This window comes from Curtobacterium sp. MCBA15_008, assembly GCF_001865065.1.
Taxonomy (GTDB): Bacteria; Actinomycetota; Actinomycetes; order Actinomycetales; family Microbacteriaceae; genus Curtobacterium.
The window spans coordinates 24,437-40,060 of the sequence record NZ_MJGN01000021.1; the positions used below are offsets into that span (position 1 = coordinate 24,437).

The 15,624-nt window shown below is 72.1% G+C and carries 17 protein-coding genes and 2 tRNA genes; 15 read left to right on the forward strand and 4 right to left on the reverse strand.

What is annotated here, in order from left to right:
* Window positions 1-2: 2 nt before the first annotated feature.
* On the forward strand, window positions 3-1,070 hold the full coding sequence (locus BIU96_RS09935) for a LacI family DNA-binding transcriptional regulator (RefSeq protein WP_071292461.1): 1,068 nt from the start codon (window positions 3-5) through the stop codon (window positions 1,068-1,070).
* A 240-nt stretch (window positions 1,071-1,310) separates the two neighbouring features.
* Window positions 1,311-1,952 (forward strand): MBL fold metallo-hydrolase, encoded by a 642-nt coding sequence (locus BIU96_RS09940; RefSeq protein WP_071292462.1) that lies wholly within the window; start codon window positions 1,311-1,313, stop codon window positions 1,950-1,952.
* 31 nt (window positions 1,953-1,983) lie between these two features.
* Here BIU96_RS09940 and BIU96_RS09945 read toward each other — a convergent pair whose 3' ends face one another.
* Window positions 1,984-2,862, reverse strand: coding sequence for a DUF72 domain-containing protein (locus tag BIU96_RS09945; protein ID WP_071292463.1), 879 nt, complete (start codon window positions 2,860-2,862; stop codon window positions 1,984-1,986).
* A 103-nt stretch (window positions 2,863-2,965) separates the two neighbouring features.
* On the opposite strand from BIU96_RS09945, the gene BIU96_RS09950 reads away from it, so the two are divergent.
* The 6 genes from BIU96_RS09950 (at window position 2,966) to BIU96_RS09975 (ending at window position 5,121) form a co-directional block, all read left to right on the forward strand.
* Window positions 2,966-3,041: transfer RNA gene (locus BIU96_RS09950), tRNA-Glu, on the forward strand.
* A 70-nt stretch (window positions 3,042-3,111) separates the two neighbouring features.
* Window positions 3,112-3,184: transfer RNA gene (locus BIU96_RS09955), tRNA-Glu, on the forward strand.
* 94 nt (window positions 3,185-3,278) lie between these two features.
* A complete protein-coding gene (locus BIU96_RS09960; protein WP_175477509.1) occupies window positions 3,279-3,686 on the forward strand; it encodes a RidA family protein in 408 nt (135 codons plus the stop codon).
* A gap of 3 nt (window positions 3,687-3,689) precedes the next feature.
* Complete coding sequence (locus tag BIU96_RS09965; protein WP_071292464.1) at window positions 3,690-4,133, forward strand: CrcB family protein; 444 nt, start codon at window positions 3,690-3,692, stop codon at window positions 4,131-4,133.
* The gene (gene crcB, locus BIU96_RS09970; protein WP_139199952.1) at window positions 4,130-4,519 is read left to right on the forward strand and encodes a fluoride efflux transporter CrcB; all 390 of its coding nucleotides are present in this window, start codon (window positions 4,130-4,132) and stop codon (window positions 4,517-4,519) included. The genes BIU96_RS09965 and crcB overlap by 4 nt, the downstream gene beginning before the upstream one ends.
* Window positions 4,516-5,121, forward strand: coding sequence for a histidine phosphatase family protein (locus tag BIU96_RS09975; protein WP_071292465.1), 606 nt, complete (start codon window positions 4,516-4,518; stop codon window positions 5,119-5,121). The genes crcB and BIU96_RS09975 overlap by 4 nt, the downstream gene beginning before the upstream one ends.
* Before the next feature lie 141 nt (window positions 5,122-5,262).
* On the opposite strand, the gene BIU96_RS09980 is transcribed toward BIU96_RS09975, so the two are convergent.
* A complete protein-coding gene (locus tag BIU96_RS09980; RefSeq protein ID WP_071292466.1) occupies window positions 5,263-6,330 on the reverse strand; it encodes an FUSC family protein in 1,068 nt (355 codons plus the stop codon).
* A 171-nt stretch (window positions 6,331-6,501) separates the two neighbouring features.
* Here BIU96_RS09980 and leuC point away from each other — a divergent pair, with 171 nt between their 5' ends.
* The 6 genes from leuC to BIU96_RS10010 all read left to right on the forward strand — a co-directional run bounded on the left by leuC (window position 6,502) and on the right by BIU96_RS10010 (window position 13,017).
* Window positions 6,502-7,974, forward strand: a complete 1,473-nt coding sequence (gene leuC / locus BIU96_RS09985) for a 3-isopropylmalate dehydratase large subunit (protein ID WP_071292467.1) — start codon at window positions 6,502-6,504, stop codon at window positions 7,972-7,974.
* Window positions 7,974-8,570 (forward strand): 3-isopropylmalate dehydratase small subunit, encoded by a 597-nt coding sequence (gene leuD, locus BIU96_RS09990; RefSeq protein WP_071292468.1) that lies wholly within the window; start codon window positions 7,974-7,976, stop codon window positions 8,568-8,570. The genes leuC and leuD overlap by 1 nt, the downstream gene beginning before the upstream one ends.
* The gene (gene murA / locus BIU96_RS09995; protein WP_071292469.1) at window positions 8,570-9,937 is read left to right on the forward strand and encodes a UDP-N-acetylglucosamine 1-carboxyvinyltransferase; all 1,368 of its coding nucleotides are present in this window, start codon (window positions 8,570-8,572) and stop codon (window positions 9,935-9,937) included. The genes leuD and murA overlap by 1 nt, the downstream gene beginning before the upstream one ends.
* 5 nt (window positions 9,938-9,942) lie before the next feature.
* On the forward strand, window positions 9,943-10,791 hold the full coding sequence (locus BIU96_RS10000; RefSeq protein WP_139199953.1) for a 1-acyl-sn-glycerol-3-phosphate acyltransferase: 849 nt from the start codon (window positions 9,943-9,945) through the stop codon (window positions 10,789-10,791).
* 91 nt (window positions 10,792-10,882) lie between these two features.
* Window positions 10,883-11,896 (forward strand): NAD(P)H-dependent glycerol-3-phosphate dehydrogenase, encoded by a 1,014-nt coding sequence (locus BIU96_RS10005; protein WP_071292486.1) that lies wholly within the window; start codon window positions 10,883-10,885, stop codon window positions 11,894-11,896.
* Window positions 11,897-11,934: 38 nt separating this feature from the next.
* The gene (locus BIU96_RS10010; RefSeq protein ID WP_071292485.1) at window positions 11,935-13,017 is read left to right on the forward strand and encodes a D-alanine--D-alanine ligase family protein; all 1,083 of its coding nucleotides are present in this window, start codon (window positions 11,935-11,937) and stop codon (window positions 13,015-13,017) included.
* A 147-nt stretch (window positions 13,018-13,164) separates the two neighbouring features.
* Here the strand turns inward: BIU96_RS10010 and BIU96_RS10015 are convergent, their stop codons facing one another.
* Window positions 13,165-13,650 carry a DUF3515 family protein gene (locus BIU96_RS10015; protein ID WP_071292470.1) on the reverse strand — a complete coding sequence of 162 codons (486 nt, stop codon included), beginning with the start codon at window positions 13,648-13,650 and terminating at the stop codon, window positions 13,165-13,167.
* 24 nt (window positions 13,651-13,674) lie between these two features.
* Here BIU96_RS10015 and thiL point away from each other — a divergent pair, with 24 nt between their 5' ends.
* A complete protein-coding gene (gene thiL / locus BIU96_RS10020; protein WP_071292471.1) occupies window positions 13,675-14,667 on the forward strand; it encodes a thiamine-phosphate kinase in 993 nt (330 codons plus the stop codon).
* Window positions 14,668-14,981: 314 nt separating this feature from the next.
* On the opposite strand, the gene BIU96_RS10025 is transcribed toward thiL, so the two are convergent.
* Entirely contained in the window at window positions 14,982-15,545 is a 564-nt protein-coding gene (locus BIU96_RS10025; RefSeq protein WP_071292472.1) for an RsmD family RNA methyltransferase, read from the reverse strand.
* Between the last annotated feature and the right edge of the window lie 79 nt (window positions 15,546-15,624).

The window sequence follows — 15,624 nt, forward strand, 5'->3', positions numbered from 1 at the left end:
GCATGCCGATGGGCATCCAGGAGATCGCGACCGTCACCGGCCTGTCGAAGTCCACGGTGTCCCGCGCCCTGCGGGGCATGTCCAGCGTCGCCGACAGCACGATCGACCAGGTGCGGCGGGTCGCCGACGAGCTCGGGTACGTGCCGAGCTCGGCGGCGGCCGGTCTCGCCACTGGCCGGCAGCGGGCCGTCGGCGTGGTCGTGCCGGTGATCGACCGGTGGTTCTACGTCAAGGCCCTCGGCGGTGTCGACGCGGAACTGCGCCGGGCCGGGTACGACCTGGTCCTCTACAACCTGGGCGGCCCCGGGGGAGATCGCGACCGGGCGTTCCGGCGCTCGATGCTCCGGCACCGGGTCGACGCGCTCGTCCTGCTGTCCCTGGTGCTCGACGAGACCGAGCGGGCCGAGCTCGAGCTCACGCGGCACCCGATGATCGTCATCGGCGGGCCGGCGCCGGGCCTCCGGAACGTCGGGGTCGACGACGTCGTGGTGGCCGGGATCGCCGTCGACCACCTCTGCTCGCTCGGACACCGGGACGTCGCCTACGTGGGCGGGCAGGACGAGGCCGGGATGAACGTGGCGGTGCCCTGGCTGCGGCGGGACGGGTTCGCCCTGGCCATGCGAGCGCACGGGTTGTCCGTGCGCGAGGAGTGGGTGCTCGACGGACGGTTCTCGTTCGCGGGCGGGGTGGACGCGGGGCGGGCGTTGTTCGGTGCGGCTCGCGGGCTTGGCGCGGGCGGCGGCGGGGGCTCGGGCGGCGGCGCAGGCGACGCGGTCCGGCCGACCGCGGTGTTCTGCGCCTCGGACGAGATGGCGCTCGGCGTGGTGCTCGCCGCACAGCAGGCCGGGCTGTCCGTGCCGGAGGACGTCTCCGTGATGGGCATCGACGGGCACGAGTACGGCGAGGTCGTGGGACTGACCACCGTGTCGCAGGACCCGGTCGCGCAGGGGCGGGTCGCCGCACGCGCGGTGCTCGCCGAGGTGGACGGCGCGGTGGCGGGGCCGTTGCCGGCGTCGCCGGCGCACCTCGTGGTGCGGGCGACGACGGCGGCGCCGCCGCGGGCGCGGTGAGCGCGGGGCGGCGGCGGCGCGGCGCGGTGAGCGCGTCGCGGCGGCGTCGCGGCGCCGGCGCGGTGCGCGCGCGGCGGCGGGCTGGGCGCTTCGCACAACCGAAGTCACGCGGAACCGCGCCGACGCGCGGTTCCGACGCACTTGTGTCGTGCGAGGCGAGGCGAGGCGAGGCGAGGCGACGCGACTCCACACCGCCGCCGCCTCCGCCCGCGCCGACCCCCGCCGCGTAGGGTCGCACCCATGGAGGTCACCAAGCTCGAACACGCCTGCCAGGTCCTCACCGAGGGCGACGCCCGCCTCGTCATCGACCCCGGGAACTTCACCCGCCCCGTCGACGTCACCGGCGTCGTCGCCGTCGTCCTGACGCACGAGCACCCCGACCACGTCACGCCCGAGCAGCTCGACCGCATCCTCGCCACGAACCCCGACGCCGTCGTCCTCGGACCGGCCGGGGTCGCCGCAGCGCTCGCCGAGTCCGCCCCGCACGTCACCGTCGAGGTCGTCACCGACGGCGACCACCGCACCGTCGGCCCGTTCGACCTCGCCTTCCACGGCACCCGCCACAACGTCATCCACTCGAGCATCCCGGTCGTCGACAACACCGGCGTCCTGGTCAACGGCGCACTCTTCTACCCGGGCGACTCCTACACGGACCCGGGGGTGCCGGTCGAGGTCCTCGCCGCACCCGTCGGCGCACCGTGGCTCAAGGTCGCCGAGATGATGGACTACGTCGCCGCCGTCGCGCCGCGCCGCGCGTACCCCGTCCACGAGGCCACGCTCTCCGAGGTCGGGTACGGCATGCACACGGGTCGCCTCCGCGACGTGGTGGAGCCCGACGGCTCGCTCGTGGTCCTCGCGCCCGGCGAATCCCTCACGATCTGAGTCGGTCCGGTCGACGGCCTGGAGGCACGGATCACCCGACCCGGTCGGCCCCTGTCCGGCCGTGGTCGGCCCGCCACCCGTCGTGGTCGCCTCGCTGACGCCGGTGGTCGAGGATCCGCTGGAGCGCGAGCGCGTCCCACGGCGCGTGCCGCTCGGCGTCGTTGTCGAAGTACACGTACGTGTCCCGCCCGGCGTCGACGTGGTCGAGCACCGTCGACGCCCAGCGGCCGAGCGCCTGCGGCGAGTAGCCGTCGTGGTAGGTCCGAGGGGCTCCGTGCAACCGGAGGTAGGCGATCGGCGCGCCCGTGTCGGCCCGGAGCCGTGGGAAGTCGCCCGCGTGCGAGTCGACGAGCGCGGTGCCGTGTCGTCGCAGGACGTCCAGGTGCGCGTCGGTCAGTCCGGCCGATCGGACCTCGAGTGCGTGGTGGACGACCGCGGCCGGGTCCTCGGCGCGCACGGCGGCGTCGGGGACCTTATCGTCGTGCTGCTCCGCGAGCCGGGCGGCGGCCCCGTGCGTCGAGGGGAGCAGCGCGAGGAAGCCGTCGAGCACCTCGGGCGTCGGCAGGAGCGCTTCGGGCAGCTGCCAGAGCACCGGTCCCAGCGTCGCTCCGAGCTCGAGCGGGCCGGACGCGAAGAAGTTCGCGAGCGCCGTCTCGACGTTGCGGAGCCGGAGCATGTGCGTGACGTAGCGGCCGCCCTTGAGCGCGAACCGGAAGTCGGACGGCACCGACGCACGCCAGGCCCGGTACCGCTCCGGCCGCTGCAACGCGTAGAACGAGCCGTTCACCTCGACCGTGGGGAACCGCTCGGCCGCGTACCCGAGCCACCGCCGCTTCGGCACGCCGACGGGGTAGAAGTCCCCGCGCCAGGAGTCGTACTGCCACCCCGACAGGCCGATGCGCACCACCACCGCTCCACCGTATGCCCGTCGCGGCATGACGGCACACCCGGGCGACACGCCTCGTTTTGGCAGAGCGAGAGGGCTTGTGCAATACTTGTCGAGTTGTCGGAACGGCCCCATCGTATAGCGGCCTAGTACGCTGCCCTCTCACGGCGGTAACGCGGGTTCGAATCCCGCTGGGGTCACCACAGGTGGCTAGCCTCCGAGTCCGACAACGAGGATGAGCCCCCGCTCCCGGGCGGGGGATTCCCATGTGACGGCCCCATCGTATAGCGGCCTAGTACGCTGCCCTCTCACGGCGGTAACGCGGGTTCGAATCCCGCTGGGGTCACACCAGCACGAAACCCCCGACGAGCTCCGGCTCGCCGGGGGTTTCGTCGTTCGTGCAACGGTCCGTCCCGCCCGGTCTCTGCCAGGCTGGGGCGGTGACCAGTGTGGTGCAGCTCATCCGATCCGACGCGCTCAGCGACGTGGCGGAGTACGCGTACGCCGCGACCGTCCCCGCCGGTACCCGGCTGGTGTTCCTCGCCGGCTCGTGCCCGCTCGACGTCGACGGCAGCACGGTCGCCGTGGGGGACGTCCGTGGTCAGGCCGCGCAGTGCGTCGCGAACCTGCGGACCGCCCTCGCTGCTGCCGGGGCGGACCTCGGCGACCTCGTGCAGACCCGGGTCCTCGTCGCGTCGTCGCGGCAGGCCGACCTGGTCGCCGCGTGGGAGGTCGTCCGCGCCGCGATGGGCGACCACGACGTCCCGAGCACCCTGCTCGGTGTGACCGTCCTCGGGTACGACGGCCAGCTCGTCGAGGTCGAGGCCGTCGCGGCCGTGGCGGACTGACCGATGACGACGGAGCGCCCACCGCACCTCCGCTGGGGGATGCTCGGCCTGGTCGCGCTCGGCGGCGCGATCGGCACCGGCGTCCGCGCCGTGCTCGCCGACGCGTTCCCCGCACACGACGGCCTCGACTGGGTGGTCCTGGCGATCAACGTCGTCGGGGCGTTCTGCCTCGGGCTCCTGCTCGAGTCCCTCGCCCACCGCGGTCCCGACCTCGGGCGACGGCGCACCGTCCGGCTGCTCGTCGGCACGGGTGTCCTCGGCGGCTTCACGACCTACAGCACGCTCGCGGACGACACCGCACAGCTGCTCGACGTCGGTCGGTGGGGAGCCGGCAGCGGGTACGCCCTGCTCTCCGTCGTGCTCGGTCTGCTCGCCGCCGCGATCGGGATCTGGCTCGCCGGACGGTTCCGACCGCAGCGGTCCGAGCCGGCGGGGAGTGCGCCGTGAACCCGCTCGAACTGCTCCTCGTCATGGTGGGCGGTGGCGTCGGGGCGGCGCTCCGGTTCCTGCTCGACGGGCTCGTCAAGGCCCGGGTGGCGCGCACGCGGCTCCGCGCGCTCCCGGTCGGGACGCTCGTGATCAACGTCACCGGATCGCTCGTCCTCGGGTTCCTGACGGGGCTCGCGCAGGCGGGAACGATCCCGGTCTCCACGGTCGCGGTGCTCGGAACGGGCATGATGGGTGGGTACACGACGTTCTCGACGGCGAGCGTCGAGACCGTACAGCTCCTCCGATCCGGCACGACCCGGCTCGCCGTCCTGAACGGCCTCGGGATGCTCGTCGTCTCGGTCGGCGCAGCTGCGCTCGGCCTCTGGCTCGGAAGGAACTCATGACCTCGGAACGCCCCGGCGAACTCGTCCTCGTCCGTCACGGAGAGACGGAGTGGTCGAAGAGCGGGCAGCACACCGGCCGCACCGACATCCCGCTCACGGAGAACGGTGTCGAGCAGGCACGCCGCGCCGGCCGGTACCTCGCCGACCGCTCGTTCGCGCTCGCGCTGTCGAGCCCGCTGCAGCGTGCGCAGGACACCGCGCGGCTGGTCGGGGTTGACCCGGAGCTCGACGAGGACCTGTACGAGTGGGACTACGGCGCGTACGAGGGACTCACGACCCCACAGATCAAGGTGCTCCGCCACGGCCCGTGGGACCTCTGGACCGACGGTGTGCCGGCGGGGGACACCCCCGGTGAGAACGCCGCCGAGGTCCGCGTCCGCGTGGAGCGCATCCTCAACCGCGTCCGTCCGGTGCTGGCCGAGGGGGACGACGCCCTGGTCGTGGCCCACGGACACGTGCTCCGGGCACTCGGCGCGGCGTGGATCCGCCTGGCGCCGCAGGACGGTGCCGTGCTGAAGCTCGGCACCGCGACCGTGAGCACCCTCGGGTACGAGCACGGCCGCCCGGTCATCGACTCCTGGAACATCCAGCCCCGCGACTGACCCGCCCCCACCCACCCTCCCTCTCGCAAAACGCAACCTCGGCGGTTGCTCGCAGCGCTATGACGCTGCGAGTAACCGGCAACGTTGCGTTTTGCGGGCGCGCCGGGCGCGGGGGCGGCGGGCGCGGGGCCGGCGGGGTCGTCAGACCGTGCGGATGCCGGTGGTCGCGCCGAGCGCCCGGCCCCGGCGGCGCTCGATGGCGCGCCCCACGAACAGGAGCGCCACGCTCACCAGTGCGCCGAGCGTCGTCTGCGCGATGCGGTCGAGCGCGAGGAGCTCCGGCGCCTCCGGCAGGCTGAGCCACGACACCGCGAGCGCGAGCGGTGTGAGGAACAGCAGCGTGACGGCGTAGTTCCGCGCCACGAAGATCTCGGCGAAGAACTGCCCGATCACGGCGATGACGACGATCCACCACGCCGACGGATCGAGCAGCAGGATGCCGACGGCGATGACCGTCCCGCCGATCGTGCCGATGAAGCGCTGGAACGCCCGGACCACGGTGTGGCGCTGCCGGAGCGCCGGCAGCGTGGACACGACGGCGATCACGGCCCAGTACGGGTGCCCGAGCCCCGGGATCACCGACGCGACGGCGCCGGCGACGAGCGACCCGACGACGTTGAGCCCGACGGTCTCCCAGAGCGCCGACGTGCGGAGGATCGCCGTCGAACGGTGCTTCCGCTGCGCGAGCGGTCGGAACCGGTGGGGCGCGTGCGGGTGGAACACCCGGCGGAGGACCGACCCGGACATCGCCACGAGCCACGCCCACGCCACCGAGCAGACGATGATCGTCGCGACGAGCGGGACATCTGCTGGCCGGAGCGGCACGAGCGCGGAGACCACGAACGCGAACACCGGGAAGATCGGCTGCGCGGGGATCGTCTGCAGCGCACTGAGCGTGCACACCGCGACGACCAGGACGACCACGAGACCGACCGCCTGCAGCCACAGCGGTGCACCGAGCAGTGCGACCCCGATGCCGCCGAACATGCAGAGCGCCTGCAGTGCACCGGCGACCCCGGTCGTGACGGCCCGCTGCCGGTAGGGCTCGGTGGCCCCGAAGATCGCGGTGAACCCGGCGAACATGGCGAACGCGGCGTACCCGGGCATCCCGAGGGCGATGAGCAGCGCGAGCGGTGCGCCGCCGGCGATCGCGGCGCGTGCTGCGCCCTCGAGGTTGACGGTCCGGGTCGAGTGCGCAGGTGTGGTCATGTCGCGACCATCTTCCCACCGCGACGGGTGTCGTCGAGTCGAGCCGCGCCTCCAGGCCGTCCGTCGCACCGCCCGCCGGACGCGACACCGCGTTGGTATACCAACCTGGTAGAGTCACCGGGACGCGCCGCACCAGCGGCGTCCGACGACGAGAACGAGGAGGCCGAGCCGATGGGAAAGACGCTCGCCGAGAAGGTGTGGGACGACCACGTCGTGGTCAAGGGCGAGGACGGGAACCCGGACCTCCTCTACATCGACCTCCACCTCGTGCACGAGGTCACGAGCCCGCAGGCGTTCGACGGCCTGCGCCAGGCCGGCCGACCCGTCCGTCGCCTCGACCTCACCATCGCGACCGAGGACCACAACACCCCGACCCTCGCGATCGACCGTCCCATCGCGGACCCGACCAGCCGCATCCAGATCGAGACCCTCCGTCGCAACTGCGAGGAGTTCGGCGTCCGGCTGCACTCGCTGGGCGACAAGGAGCAGGGCATCGTCCACGTGGTCGGCCCGCAGCTCGGCCTGACCATGCCGGGCATCACGGTCGTCTGCGGCGACTCGCACACCAGCACCCACGGGGCCTTCGGCGCGATGGCCTTCGGCATCGGCACGTCCGAGGTGGAGCACGTCCTCGCGACCCAGACCCTGCCGCTGAAGCCCTTCAAGACGATGGCGATCACGGTCGAGGGCACGCTGCGCCCGGGCGTCACCGCGAAGGACATCATCCTCGCCGTCATCGCGAAGATCGGCACCGGCGGCGGACAGGGCTACGTGCTCGAGTATCGCGGCTCCGCGATCCGCGCCCTCTCGATGGAGGGCCGCATGACGATCTGCAACATGTCGATCGAGGCCGGCGCCCGCGCCGGCATGGTCGCCCCCGACCAGACGACCTACGACTACGTGCAGGGCCGCGACCACGCCCCGACCGGCCAGGACTGGGACGACGCCGTGGCGTACTGGGACACCCTGGCGACCGACGACGACGCCGTGTTCGACGCCGAGGTCTTCATCGACGCCGACGAGCTCGAGCCCTTCGTCACGTGGGGCACGAACCCCGGGCAGGGCGTCTCGCTGTCGGAGAACGTGCCCTCGCCTCTCGACTTCGAAGACCCGAACGACCAGGCCGCCGCGCAGCGGGCCCTCGACTACATGGACATCGCCGCCGGCACCCCGATGAAGGACATCGCCGTCGACGCGGTGTTCATGGGGTCGTGCACGAACTCGCGCATCGAGGACCTGCGGGCGTTCGCGTCGATCATCCAGGGCCGCAAGAAGGCCGACGGTGTCCGGGTCATGGTCGTGCCGGGGTCCGCCCGGGTCCGGCTCGAGGCCGAGGCCGAGGGGCTCGACGTCGTCATCAAGGAGTTCGGCGCCGAGTGGCGGTTCGCCGGCTGCTCGATGTGCCTCGGCATGAACCCCGACCAGCTGGCACCGGGGGAGCGCTGCGCGAGCACCTCGAACCGCAACTTCGAGGGGCGCCAGGGCAAGGGCGGGCGCACCCACCTGGTGTCGCCGCTCGTGGCCGCAGCGACCGCGGTGCGCGGGACGCTGTCCAGCCCGTGGGACCTGGAGACCGACGACTCGCTGGCGTCGATCACCGGCCGATCCGACGCGACGACCACCGCTACCGAGGGGACCTTCTGATGGACAAGATCACCACCGTCACCGGCATCGCCGCCCCGCTGAAGCGGTCGAACGTCGACACCGACCAGATCATCCCCGCCGTCTACCTCAAGCGGGTCACGAAGACCGGCTTCGAGGACGCCCTGTTCTCCGGCTGGCGGCAGGACCCCGCGTTCGTGCTGAACCAGCCCGAGTACCAGGGCGCGAAGGTGCTCGTCGCCGGTCCCGACTTCGGTACCGGTTCGTCGCGCGAGCACGCGGTCTGGGCGCTCCGCGACTTCGGCTTCGCGGTCGTGATCTCGCCCCGCTTCGCCGACATCTTCAAGGGCAACGCCGGCAAGCAGGGCCTGGTCACCGCGATCGTGACCGAATCGGAAGTCGAGCGGCTCTGGGCCGAGATCGAGCGGAACCCGGGGGTGTCGGCGACCGTCGACCTCAAGGCGCAGCGCGTGTCCCTCGGCGCGGTGGACGTCCCCTTCGAGATCGACGCTTACACTCGTTGGCGGTTGATGGAAGGGCTCGACGACATCGGGCTCACCCTCCGTGACGAGACCTCGATCACGGAGTTCGAATCCCGCCGCTCCAGATGGCGGCCGAAGACATTGCCGGTGAAGTAGTGAACTCTCTCGTACAGGACGCAGCGGCCGCAGGGGCGCGCGTGGGCCTCAAGTCGGACGAGATCGTCATCCGCGGGGGCAAGCCGCTCGTGGGGCGCATCGAGGTCCGCGGGGCGAAGAACCTCGCGACCAAGGCCATGGTGGCGTCGCTGCTCGGTGACACCCCGTCGATCCTCAAGGACGTCCCGGACATCTCCGACGTCAAGGTGGTCCGCGGGCTGCTCGAGGTGCACGGCGTGCGCATCACCGATCCTGCACGAGGCGAGCTCATCCTCGACCCGTCGAACGTCGAGTCCGCGCACTTCGCCGAGATCGACGCCCACGCCGGCTCGAGCCGCATCCCGATCCTGTTCTGCGGCCCGCTGCTGCACAAGCTCGGCGAGGCGTTCATCCCCGACCTCGGCGGCTGCCGCATCGGCGACCGCCCGATCGACTTCCACCTCGACGCCCTCCGGGCCATGGGTGCCGTCGTCGACAAGCAGGTCAACGGCATCCACCTCACCGCACCGGACGGCCTCAAGGGCGCCTACATCGAGCTGCCCTACCCGAGCGTCGGCGCGACCGAGCAGGTCCTGCTGTCCGCGACCCTCGCCGAGGGCGTCACCGAGCTGCGGAACGCGGCCATCGAGCCCGAGATCATGGACCTCATCGCGATCCTGCAGAAGATGGGCGCGATCGTGTCCGTCGAGCCGAACCGCGTCATCTTCATCGAGGGCGTCACGTCCCTCCGGGGCTACACGCACCGCGCGATCAACGACCGCAACGAGGCCGCCAGCTGGGCCTCTGCCGCACTCGCGACCAACGGCGACATCTTCGTCGAGGGCGCGAAGCAGCAGGAGCTCATGACGTTCCTCAACGTCTTCCGCAAGGTCGGCGGCGGGTTCGACATCCAGGAGGACGGCATCCGGTTCTACCGCGAACTGGAGACCCTCAAGCCCGTCGTCATCGAGACCGACGTGCACCCCGGCTTCATGACGGACTGGCAGCAGCCGCTCGTCGTCGCCCTCACCCAGGCGGAGGGCCAGAGCATCGTGCACGAGACCGTGTACGAGAACCGCTTCGGCTTCACCGACGCGCTCAACGAGATGGGTGCGGACATCGTCGTGCACAAGGAGGGGCTGCCCGGTCACGACCGTCGTGTCGCCCGCCGTCCGTTCGAGCAGGCCGCGGTCATCACGGGTCCGACGACGCTGCACGCCGCGAACGTGCGCGTCCCCGACCTGCGGGGTGGCTTCAGCCACCTCATCGCGGCGCTCACCGCCGAGGGCGAGTCGCACATCACGAACGTCGGCATCATCAGCCGCGGCTACGAGCACTTCATCCCGAAGCTGCGGAAGCTCGGGGCCGACTTCGACTTCGCAGGCTGAGCGCGGTGTCCGCTGCTTCGCCGGCTCCCGGCGACGACCCGTCGCGTGACGGCGGCCTGGAGGCGCGGCGCGCGTCCGCCTCGGACGTCGCGACCGGCGTGCCCGTGCGTGGGCGCCGGTGGCGACGCGGTGAGCTGAACACGGCCTTCCGCATCGTCGCGTCGGTGGTCATCCCCACCTTCCGGTTCTCGGCCCGCTACCACTGGCACGGCCCGAACCGCCTGCCGGCGGACGAGGCGTTCGTGCTCGCGCCGAACCACTTCACCAACATCGACCCCCTCGTGGTCGGCACCGCGGTGTACCTCAGCAAGCGGGCACCCCGGTTCCTCGCGAAGGCGTCGCTGTTCCGGGTGCCGGTCGTCGGCAAGCTCATGTCCGGCATGGGGCAGATCCCGGTCGAACGGTCGGGTCGGACCCGCCTGAGCGACCCCCTCGGCGGCGGACGCTCGCTCGTCGAGCAGGGCGGCGCGATCATCGTCTACCCCGAGGGGACGCTCACGCGCGACCCCGACCTGTGGCCGATGCGCGGCAAGACCGGCGCGGTCCGGATCGCCCTCGAGAACGACGTGCCGCTCATCCCGATGGCCCACTGGGGCACGCAGAACATCATGGCGCGGTACGGCAAGCGGCTGCGGCTCTTCCCACCGTCCCGCGTCGACGTGATCGTCGGCGACCCCGTCGACCTCTCGGCGTACCGCGGCCGTCCGATCGACCAGCAGATGCTCGGCGAGGCGACCGAGCTCGTCATGCGCCACATCACCGCGCTGCTCGAGCAGTTGCGCGGCGAGCAAGCGCCCACGACCCGCTGGGACCCGGCGGCGAACAACCAGAAGGAGACCGGCCGGTTTGAGTGACCAGGGACCGGGCCTCCGCCCGCACGAAGCCCATCCGGACCCCGCCGTCGCGGCACCCGGGGCGTTCGACACGGCTGCGATCCGCGTCGTCATGCAGTCGACCGACAAGCCGCGCGTCGCCGTCATCGGTGCCGGCAGCTGGGGGACCACCTTCGCGAAGGTCCTCGCCGAGGGCGGTGCGACCACCGTCGTGTGGGCCCGGCGCCCCGAGGTGGCGCGCGAGATCACCGAGACCAAGCGCAACTCCGAGTACCTGCCGGGCATCAACCTGCCCCGGACGCTCACCGCCTCGACGTCGCTCGAACGGGTGCTCGACGGCGCCTCGCAGGTGTACGTGTCGGTGCCCTCGCAGACGCTGCGCTCGAACCTCGCCGCGATCCGTGAGCTGCTGCCGGCCGACGTGCCCGTGGTCAGCCTCATGAAGGGCGTCGAGAAGGGCACCGGTCTCCGCATGAGCGAGGTCCTGCTCGAGGGGCTCGGCATCGACCAGGACCGCATCGCCGTTGCGAGCGGCCCGAACCTCGCGCTCGAGATCGCCCGGCGGCAGCCGACCGCCGCCGTGGTGTCGTCGTCGTCCGCCGAGACCGCGACGGCCGTCGCCGCCGTCGCGACCAACCCGTACTTCCGGTCGTTCATCAACACCGACGTCATCGGCACCGAGTTCGGCGGCGTGCTGAAGAACCTCATCGCGGTCGCCATCGGCATCGTCGACGGCGTCGGGTACGGCGAGAACACGAAGGCGTCGATCATCACCCGCGGCCTCGCCGAGATGACCGACTTCGCGGTGTCGCTAGGGGCTCAGCCGTCCACGCTGTCCGGACTCGCGGGCCTCGGCGACCTCATCGCCACGTGCCAGTCGCCGCTGTCGCGGAACAACACCGCCGGGCGGCTGCTCGGGCAGGGGTACCGCTTCGACGAGGTCGTGCGGCAGATGAACCAGACCGCCGAGGGTCTCGCGTCGGTCGCCCCGATCCTCGAGCTGGCCGCGGCGAACGGCGTCGACATGCCCATCGTGGGCCAGGTCGCCGAGGTCCTCGCCGGTAGGCTCGATCCGCGCAACATCGCGCCGCACCTCACCGAGACCGACGAGCCCCAGGGCGAGTGAGCGGTCCGACCGTGCCGACGATCTCCGAGGGGACACCCATGTCAACGACCACCGTCGCCGTGCTCTTCGGCGGACGCTCCAGCGAGCACGAGATCAGCTGCGTGACGGCCGGCGGGATCATGGACGTCGTCGACCGTGCCGAGTACGACCTCGTGCCCATCGGCATCACCAAGGACGGCGCGTTCACGCTGCAGTCCGACGACCCGACGCAGTGGACCCTCCGCGACGGGGTCCTCCCGACCGTGCCGGACAACGGCACCCGTGTCGCGTTCCCGACCTCTCCGGCGAGCAACGAGCTCGTCGTGTCGTACCCGGACGGCACCGTCACGGGAATCGCCGTCGACGTGGTGTTCCCGATCCTGCACGGTCCGTTCGGCGAGGACGGCACGATCCAGGGCCTCCTCGAGATCGCCGGCCTGCCCTACGTCGGCGACGGGGTGCTCGCGAGCGCCCTCGCGATGGACAAGCACGTCGCCAAGGCCGTGCTCGAGCACGCCGGACTCCGTGTCGCGCCGTGGACGACCGTCCTCCGCCGCGAGTGGGCGGCCGACCCGGTGGACGTCGCCGAGACGATCGCCGCGCACGGGTGGCCGCTCTTCGTGAAGCCCGCTCGCGCCGGCTCGAGCATGGGCGTGTCCCGGGTCGACGAGCCGTCGCAGCTCGGGGCCGCGATGGACCTGGCGTTCGAGCACGACTCGAAGGTGATCGTCGAGCCGCGGGTGATCGGCCGCGAGGTCGAGGTGGCCGTGCTCGAGGGCCGCGACGGTGTGCCGAGGACGAGCCTGCCCGGCGAGATCGTCGTCGCGGAGGACGGCTTCTACGACTTCGCGTCGAAGTACCTCGGCGGGGACGAGTCGCTGCTCTGCCCGGCACCCCTGACCGAGGCGGAGACGGACGAGATCCGCTCCATCGGTGCCCGCGCGTTCGAGGCGATCGGCGGCGCCGGGCTCGCCCGCGTCGACACCTTCCTGACCGACGACGGGTTCGTCGTGAACGAGGTCAACACCATGCCCGGGTTCACGCCGCTGTCGATGTACCCGCGCTGCTGGGCGGCGTCCGGGGTGTCCTACGGCGAGCTCGTGACGGAGCTCATCGAGCTGGGGCGGGCCGCCGTCCGCTGAGGCCGTTCGGCTCGTCTGCCCGAGTTTGACGCCCGTCGGGCCGAGTCTCGCCGAGTTTTCGCGCTGAGCGACACTTCTCGCGCCGCGACACCCGAGAAGTGTCGCTGAGCCCGAATCTCGGGTGGCCGGAACCGAATCTCGGGCCAGTCAGCCCTGCACGTCCGACGGGTCGAGGCACTTGTGCCCGTCCTTCGGCAGGCTCGACACCGCGTCGGTGACGTCCTGGATCACCTGGCTCGTCGTCTTCGTCGAGTCGATGACGACCTGTGCTGCGGGGGACCGGCCGAACGTGGTGTACACGACCTGCTTGCCGCGGTCGTCCCGGATCCAGTCGACGCCGCTCAGCGAGAAGCACGGCAGGTCGGACACCGTGGGGACGGCCACGCCGCAGTGGTAGATCGCGACCTCCGGGTCGCCCCACGCGGCAGTCGACTGCGCGTTCGTGTTCCGCAGGTCGAACTTGGTGTCGACCGCGGCCGGCAACCGCACCTGGACGTCTGCGCACGCGGCAGCGTTCGCCGAGGGGGCCGGGGACATCGCGACGGCGTTCGTGCAGCCCGTGAGTCCCGCAGCGACGGCGAGCACGACGGCCGCGAACGCGATCTTGCGGGTGGGGCGGCGCACGGTGTCCATCGACGTCCAGGCTACCGTTCTCGTGTGGACGCGACGTACGACGACGCCTGGGCCGGACCGACCGTGGGGGAGCTCGGCGAACTCGTCGTCCTCGACCGCATCGTCCGGCGGTTGCCCGCTGGGACGCCGGTGCTCGGCCCCGGTGACGACTGCGCCGTGGTCGCCGCTCCCGACGGCCGCTTCGTGGTGACGACGGACATGATGGTGCACGGCCCGGACTTCCGGTGGGCGTGGTCCTCGCCGGAGGACGTCGGCTGGAAGGCCGCCGCGACGAACCTCTCCGACGTGGCCGCGATGGGCGCCGTCCCGAGCGGCCTCGTGATCGCGCTGGCCGCGCCGCGGGACACCCCGGTCGCCGTCCTCGAGTCCTTCGCCGACGGCGTCCGGCTCGCCGTCGCGGCCCTCGCACCCGGGTGCGGGGTCGTCGGCGGCGACCTGTCGACGTCGGCCACGTTCACGGTGTCGGTGACGGCCTTCGGCGACCTCGGGGGGCGGCCGCCGGTGCTCCGGTCGGGAGCCCGCGTCGGGGACGTCCTCGCGGTGTCGGGCGAGCTCGGTCCGGCTGCGCGGGGGTTGTCCCGGCTCTTCCGCGAGGGCGTGGACGACCACGGCGAACCCTCGCGCGCTGCGGTGCTCGCGAGCGGTGCCGATGCCGACCCGGACGTGCAGCGGCAGCGTCGACCGGTCCCACCGATCGCGGACGGGCCGCTCGCCGCCCGGGTCGGGGCGACGGCGATGCTCGACCTGTCCGACGGGCTGGCGATCGATGCCGGACGGCTCGCCCGTGCCAGCCGGGTGACGCTCGCGCTCGAAGGTGCCCTCGATGACATCGCGCTGCACGGGGGCGAGGACCACGGCCTCCTCGCGACCTTCCCGGCGGACGCCGTGCTGCCGGGGGGCTTCCGGCGCATCGGTGTCGTGCACGAGCGCGCCGATGCCGATCTCGTGCGCGACGGCGCACCGGTGCCGACCACCGGGTGGGACCCCTACGCCGACTGGGACGGCGCTGCCGGCTGACGCCGCGCGTGGGCGTCGTGCGCGGATACCGTCCGCGCGTCGTGCGTCCGTGACCGTGACCGTGACCGTTGCGTGCGTGACCGTTGCGTGCGCATCGCGCGACGTCGCACGCGTCGTTCGACAGGTGCTTCGTCGGAACATGCACACGCACGGGATGCGTGCGCATCGTGCGACGTCCCACGCGTTGTTCGACCGGTGCTTCGTCGGAACATGCGTGTACATGTTTCGACACCACGACACCACGACACCACGACACGACGCGCCGACGCGACGACACGTGACGCCGCGGGCACCGCGCTGCGGACGGACGCGGGTCAGACCGCGGGGACGACAGCCTCCCACGCCACCGTCTCGCCGTAGCTCCGCTTGCTGAACGGCTCGAGCCCCGCCGGCCACGCCGGCTCGGGGGAGCGCTTGCTCCGCTCGACGATCACCACGGCGTGCTGCGTCAGCTTCGGCGCCAGCGCCTCGAGCACCTCGGCGAGCTCGTGTTCGGTGACGTCGTACGGCGGGTCGATGAACACGAGGTCGAAGGTCCGCACGGTGCTCCGCAGGTACCCGAGCACCGGCTGCGGCTGCACGTCGATCCGCACACCGGGCACGCGCTGCTGCACGGCCTTCGCGTTCGCTCGGCACGCCTGCGCCGCGGCCGAGGCCCGGTCGACGAGCACGACCTCGACCGCCCCGCGCGACGCCGCCTCGAGCCCGAGGGCCCCCGTGCCCGCGTACAGGTCCGCCACGGACGTGTCGTCGACGAGCCCGCGCGCCTCGAGCGACGAGAACAGCGCCTCGCGCACGCGGTCGCTCGTCGGCCGCGTGCCCGACTTTGGCACGCGGAGCGTCGTGGAGCCGGCTGCACCGGCGATGATGCGGGTCATGCAGCCACCGTAGCGGGCCGCAGGCCGCCTCCAGGAGTTGTCCACAGCCCGACCTGGAGGCGCGTGGTGCGTCGGTCCC

Bases quoted from the DNA above. Each gene is read 5' to 3' on its own strand.
- BIU96_RS09935 (WP_071292461.1), top strand. From the start codon at position 3: ATGCCGATGGGCATCCAGGAGATCGCGACCGTCACCGGCCTGTCGAAG.
- BIU96_RS09940 (WP_071292462.1), top strand. From the start codon at position 1,311: ATGGAGGTCACCAAGCTCGAACACGCCTGCCAGGTCCTCACCGAGGGC.
- BIU96_RS09965 (WP_071292464.1), top strand. From the start codon at position 3,690: ATGACGACGGAGCGCCCACCGCACCTCCGCTGGGGGATGCTCGGCCTG.
- BIU96_RS09975 (WP_071292465.1), top strand. From the start codon at position 4,516: ATGACCTCGGAACGCCCCGGCGAACTCGTCCTCGTCCGTCACGGAGAG.
- BIU96_RS09980 (WP_071292466.1), bottom strand. From the start codon at position 6,330: ATGACCACACCTGCGCACTCGACCCGGACCGTCAACCTCGAGGGCGCA.
- leuC (WP_071292467.1), top strand. From the start codon at position 6,502: ATGGGAAAGACGCTCGCCGAGAAGGTGTGGGACGACCACGTCGTGGTC.
- leuD (WP_071292468.1), top strand. From the start codon at position 7,974: ATGGACAAGATCACCACCGTCACCGGCATCGCCGCCCCGCTGAAGCGG.
- BIU96_RS10005 (WP_071292486.1), top strand. From the start codon at position 10,883: ATGCAGTCGACCGACAAGCCGCGCGTCGCCGTCATCGGTGCCGGCAGC.
- BIU96_RS10010 (WP_071292485.1), top strand. From the start codon at position 11,935: ATGTCAACGACCACCGTCGCCGTGCTCTTCGGCGGACGCTCCAGCGAG.
- BIU96_RS10015 (WP_071292470.1), bottom strand. From the start codon at position 13,650: ATGGACACCGTGCGCCGCCCCACCCGCAAGATCGCGTTCGCGGCCGTC.
- BIU96_RS10025 (WP_071292472.1), bottom strand. From the start codon at position 15,545: ATGACCCGCATCATCGCCGGTGCAGCCGGCTCCACGACGCTCCGCGTG.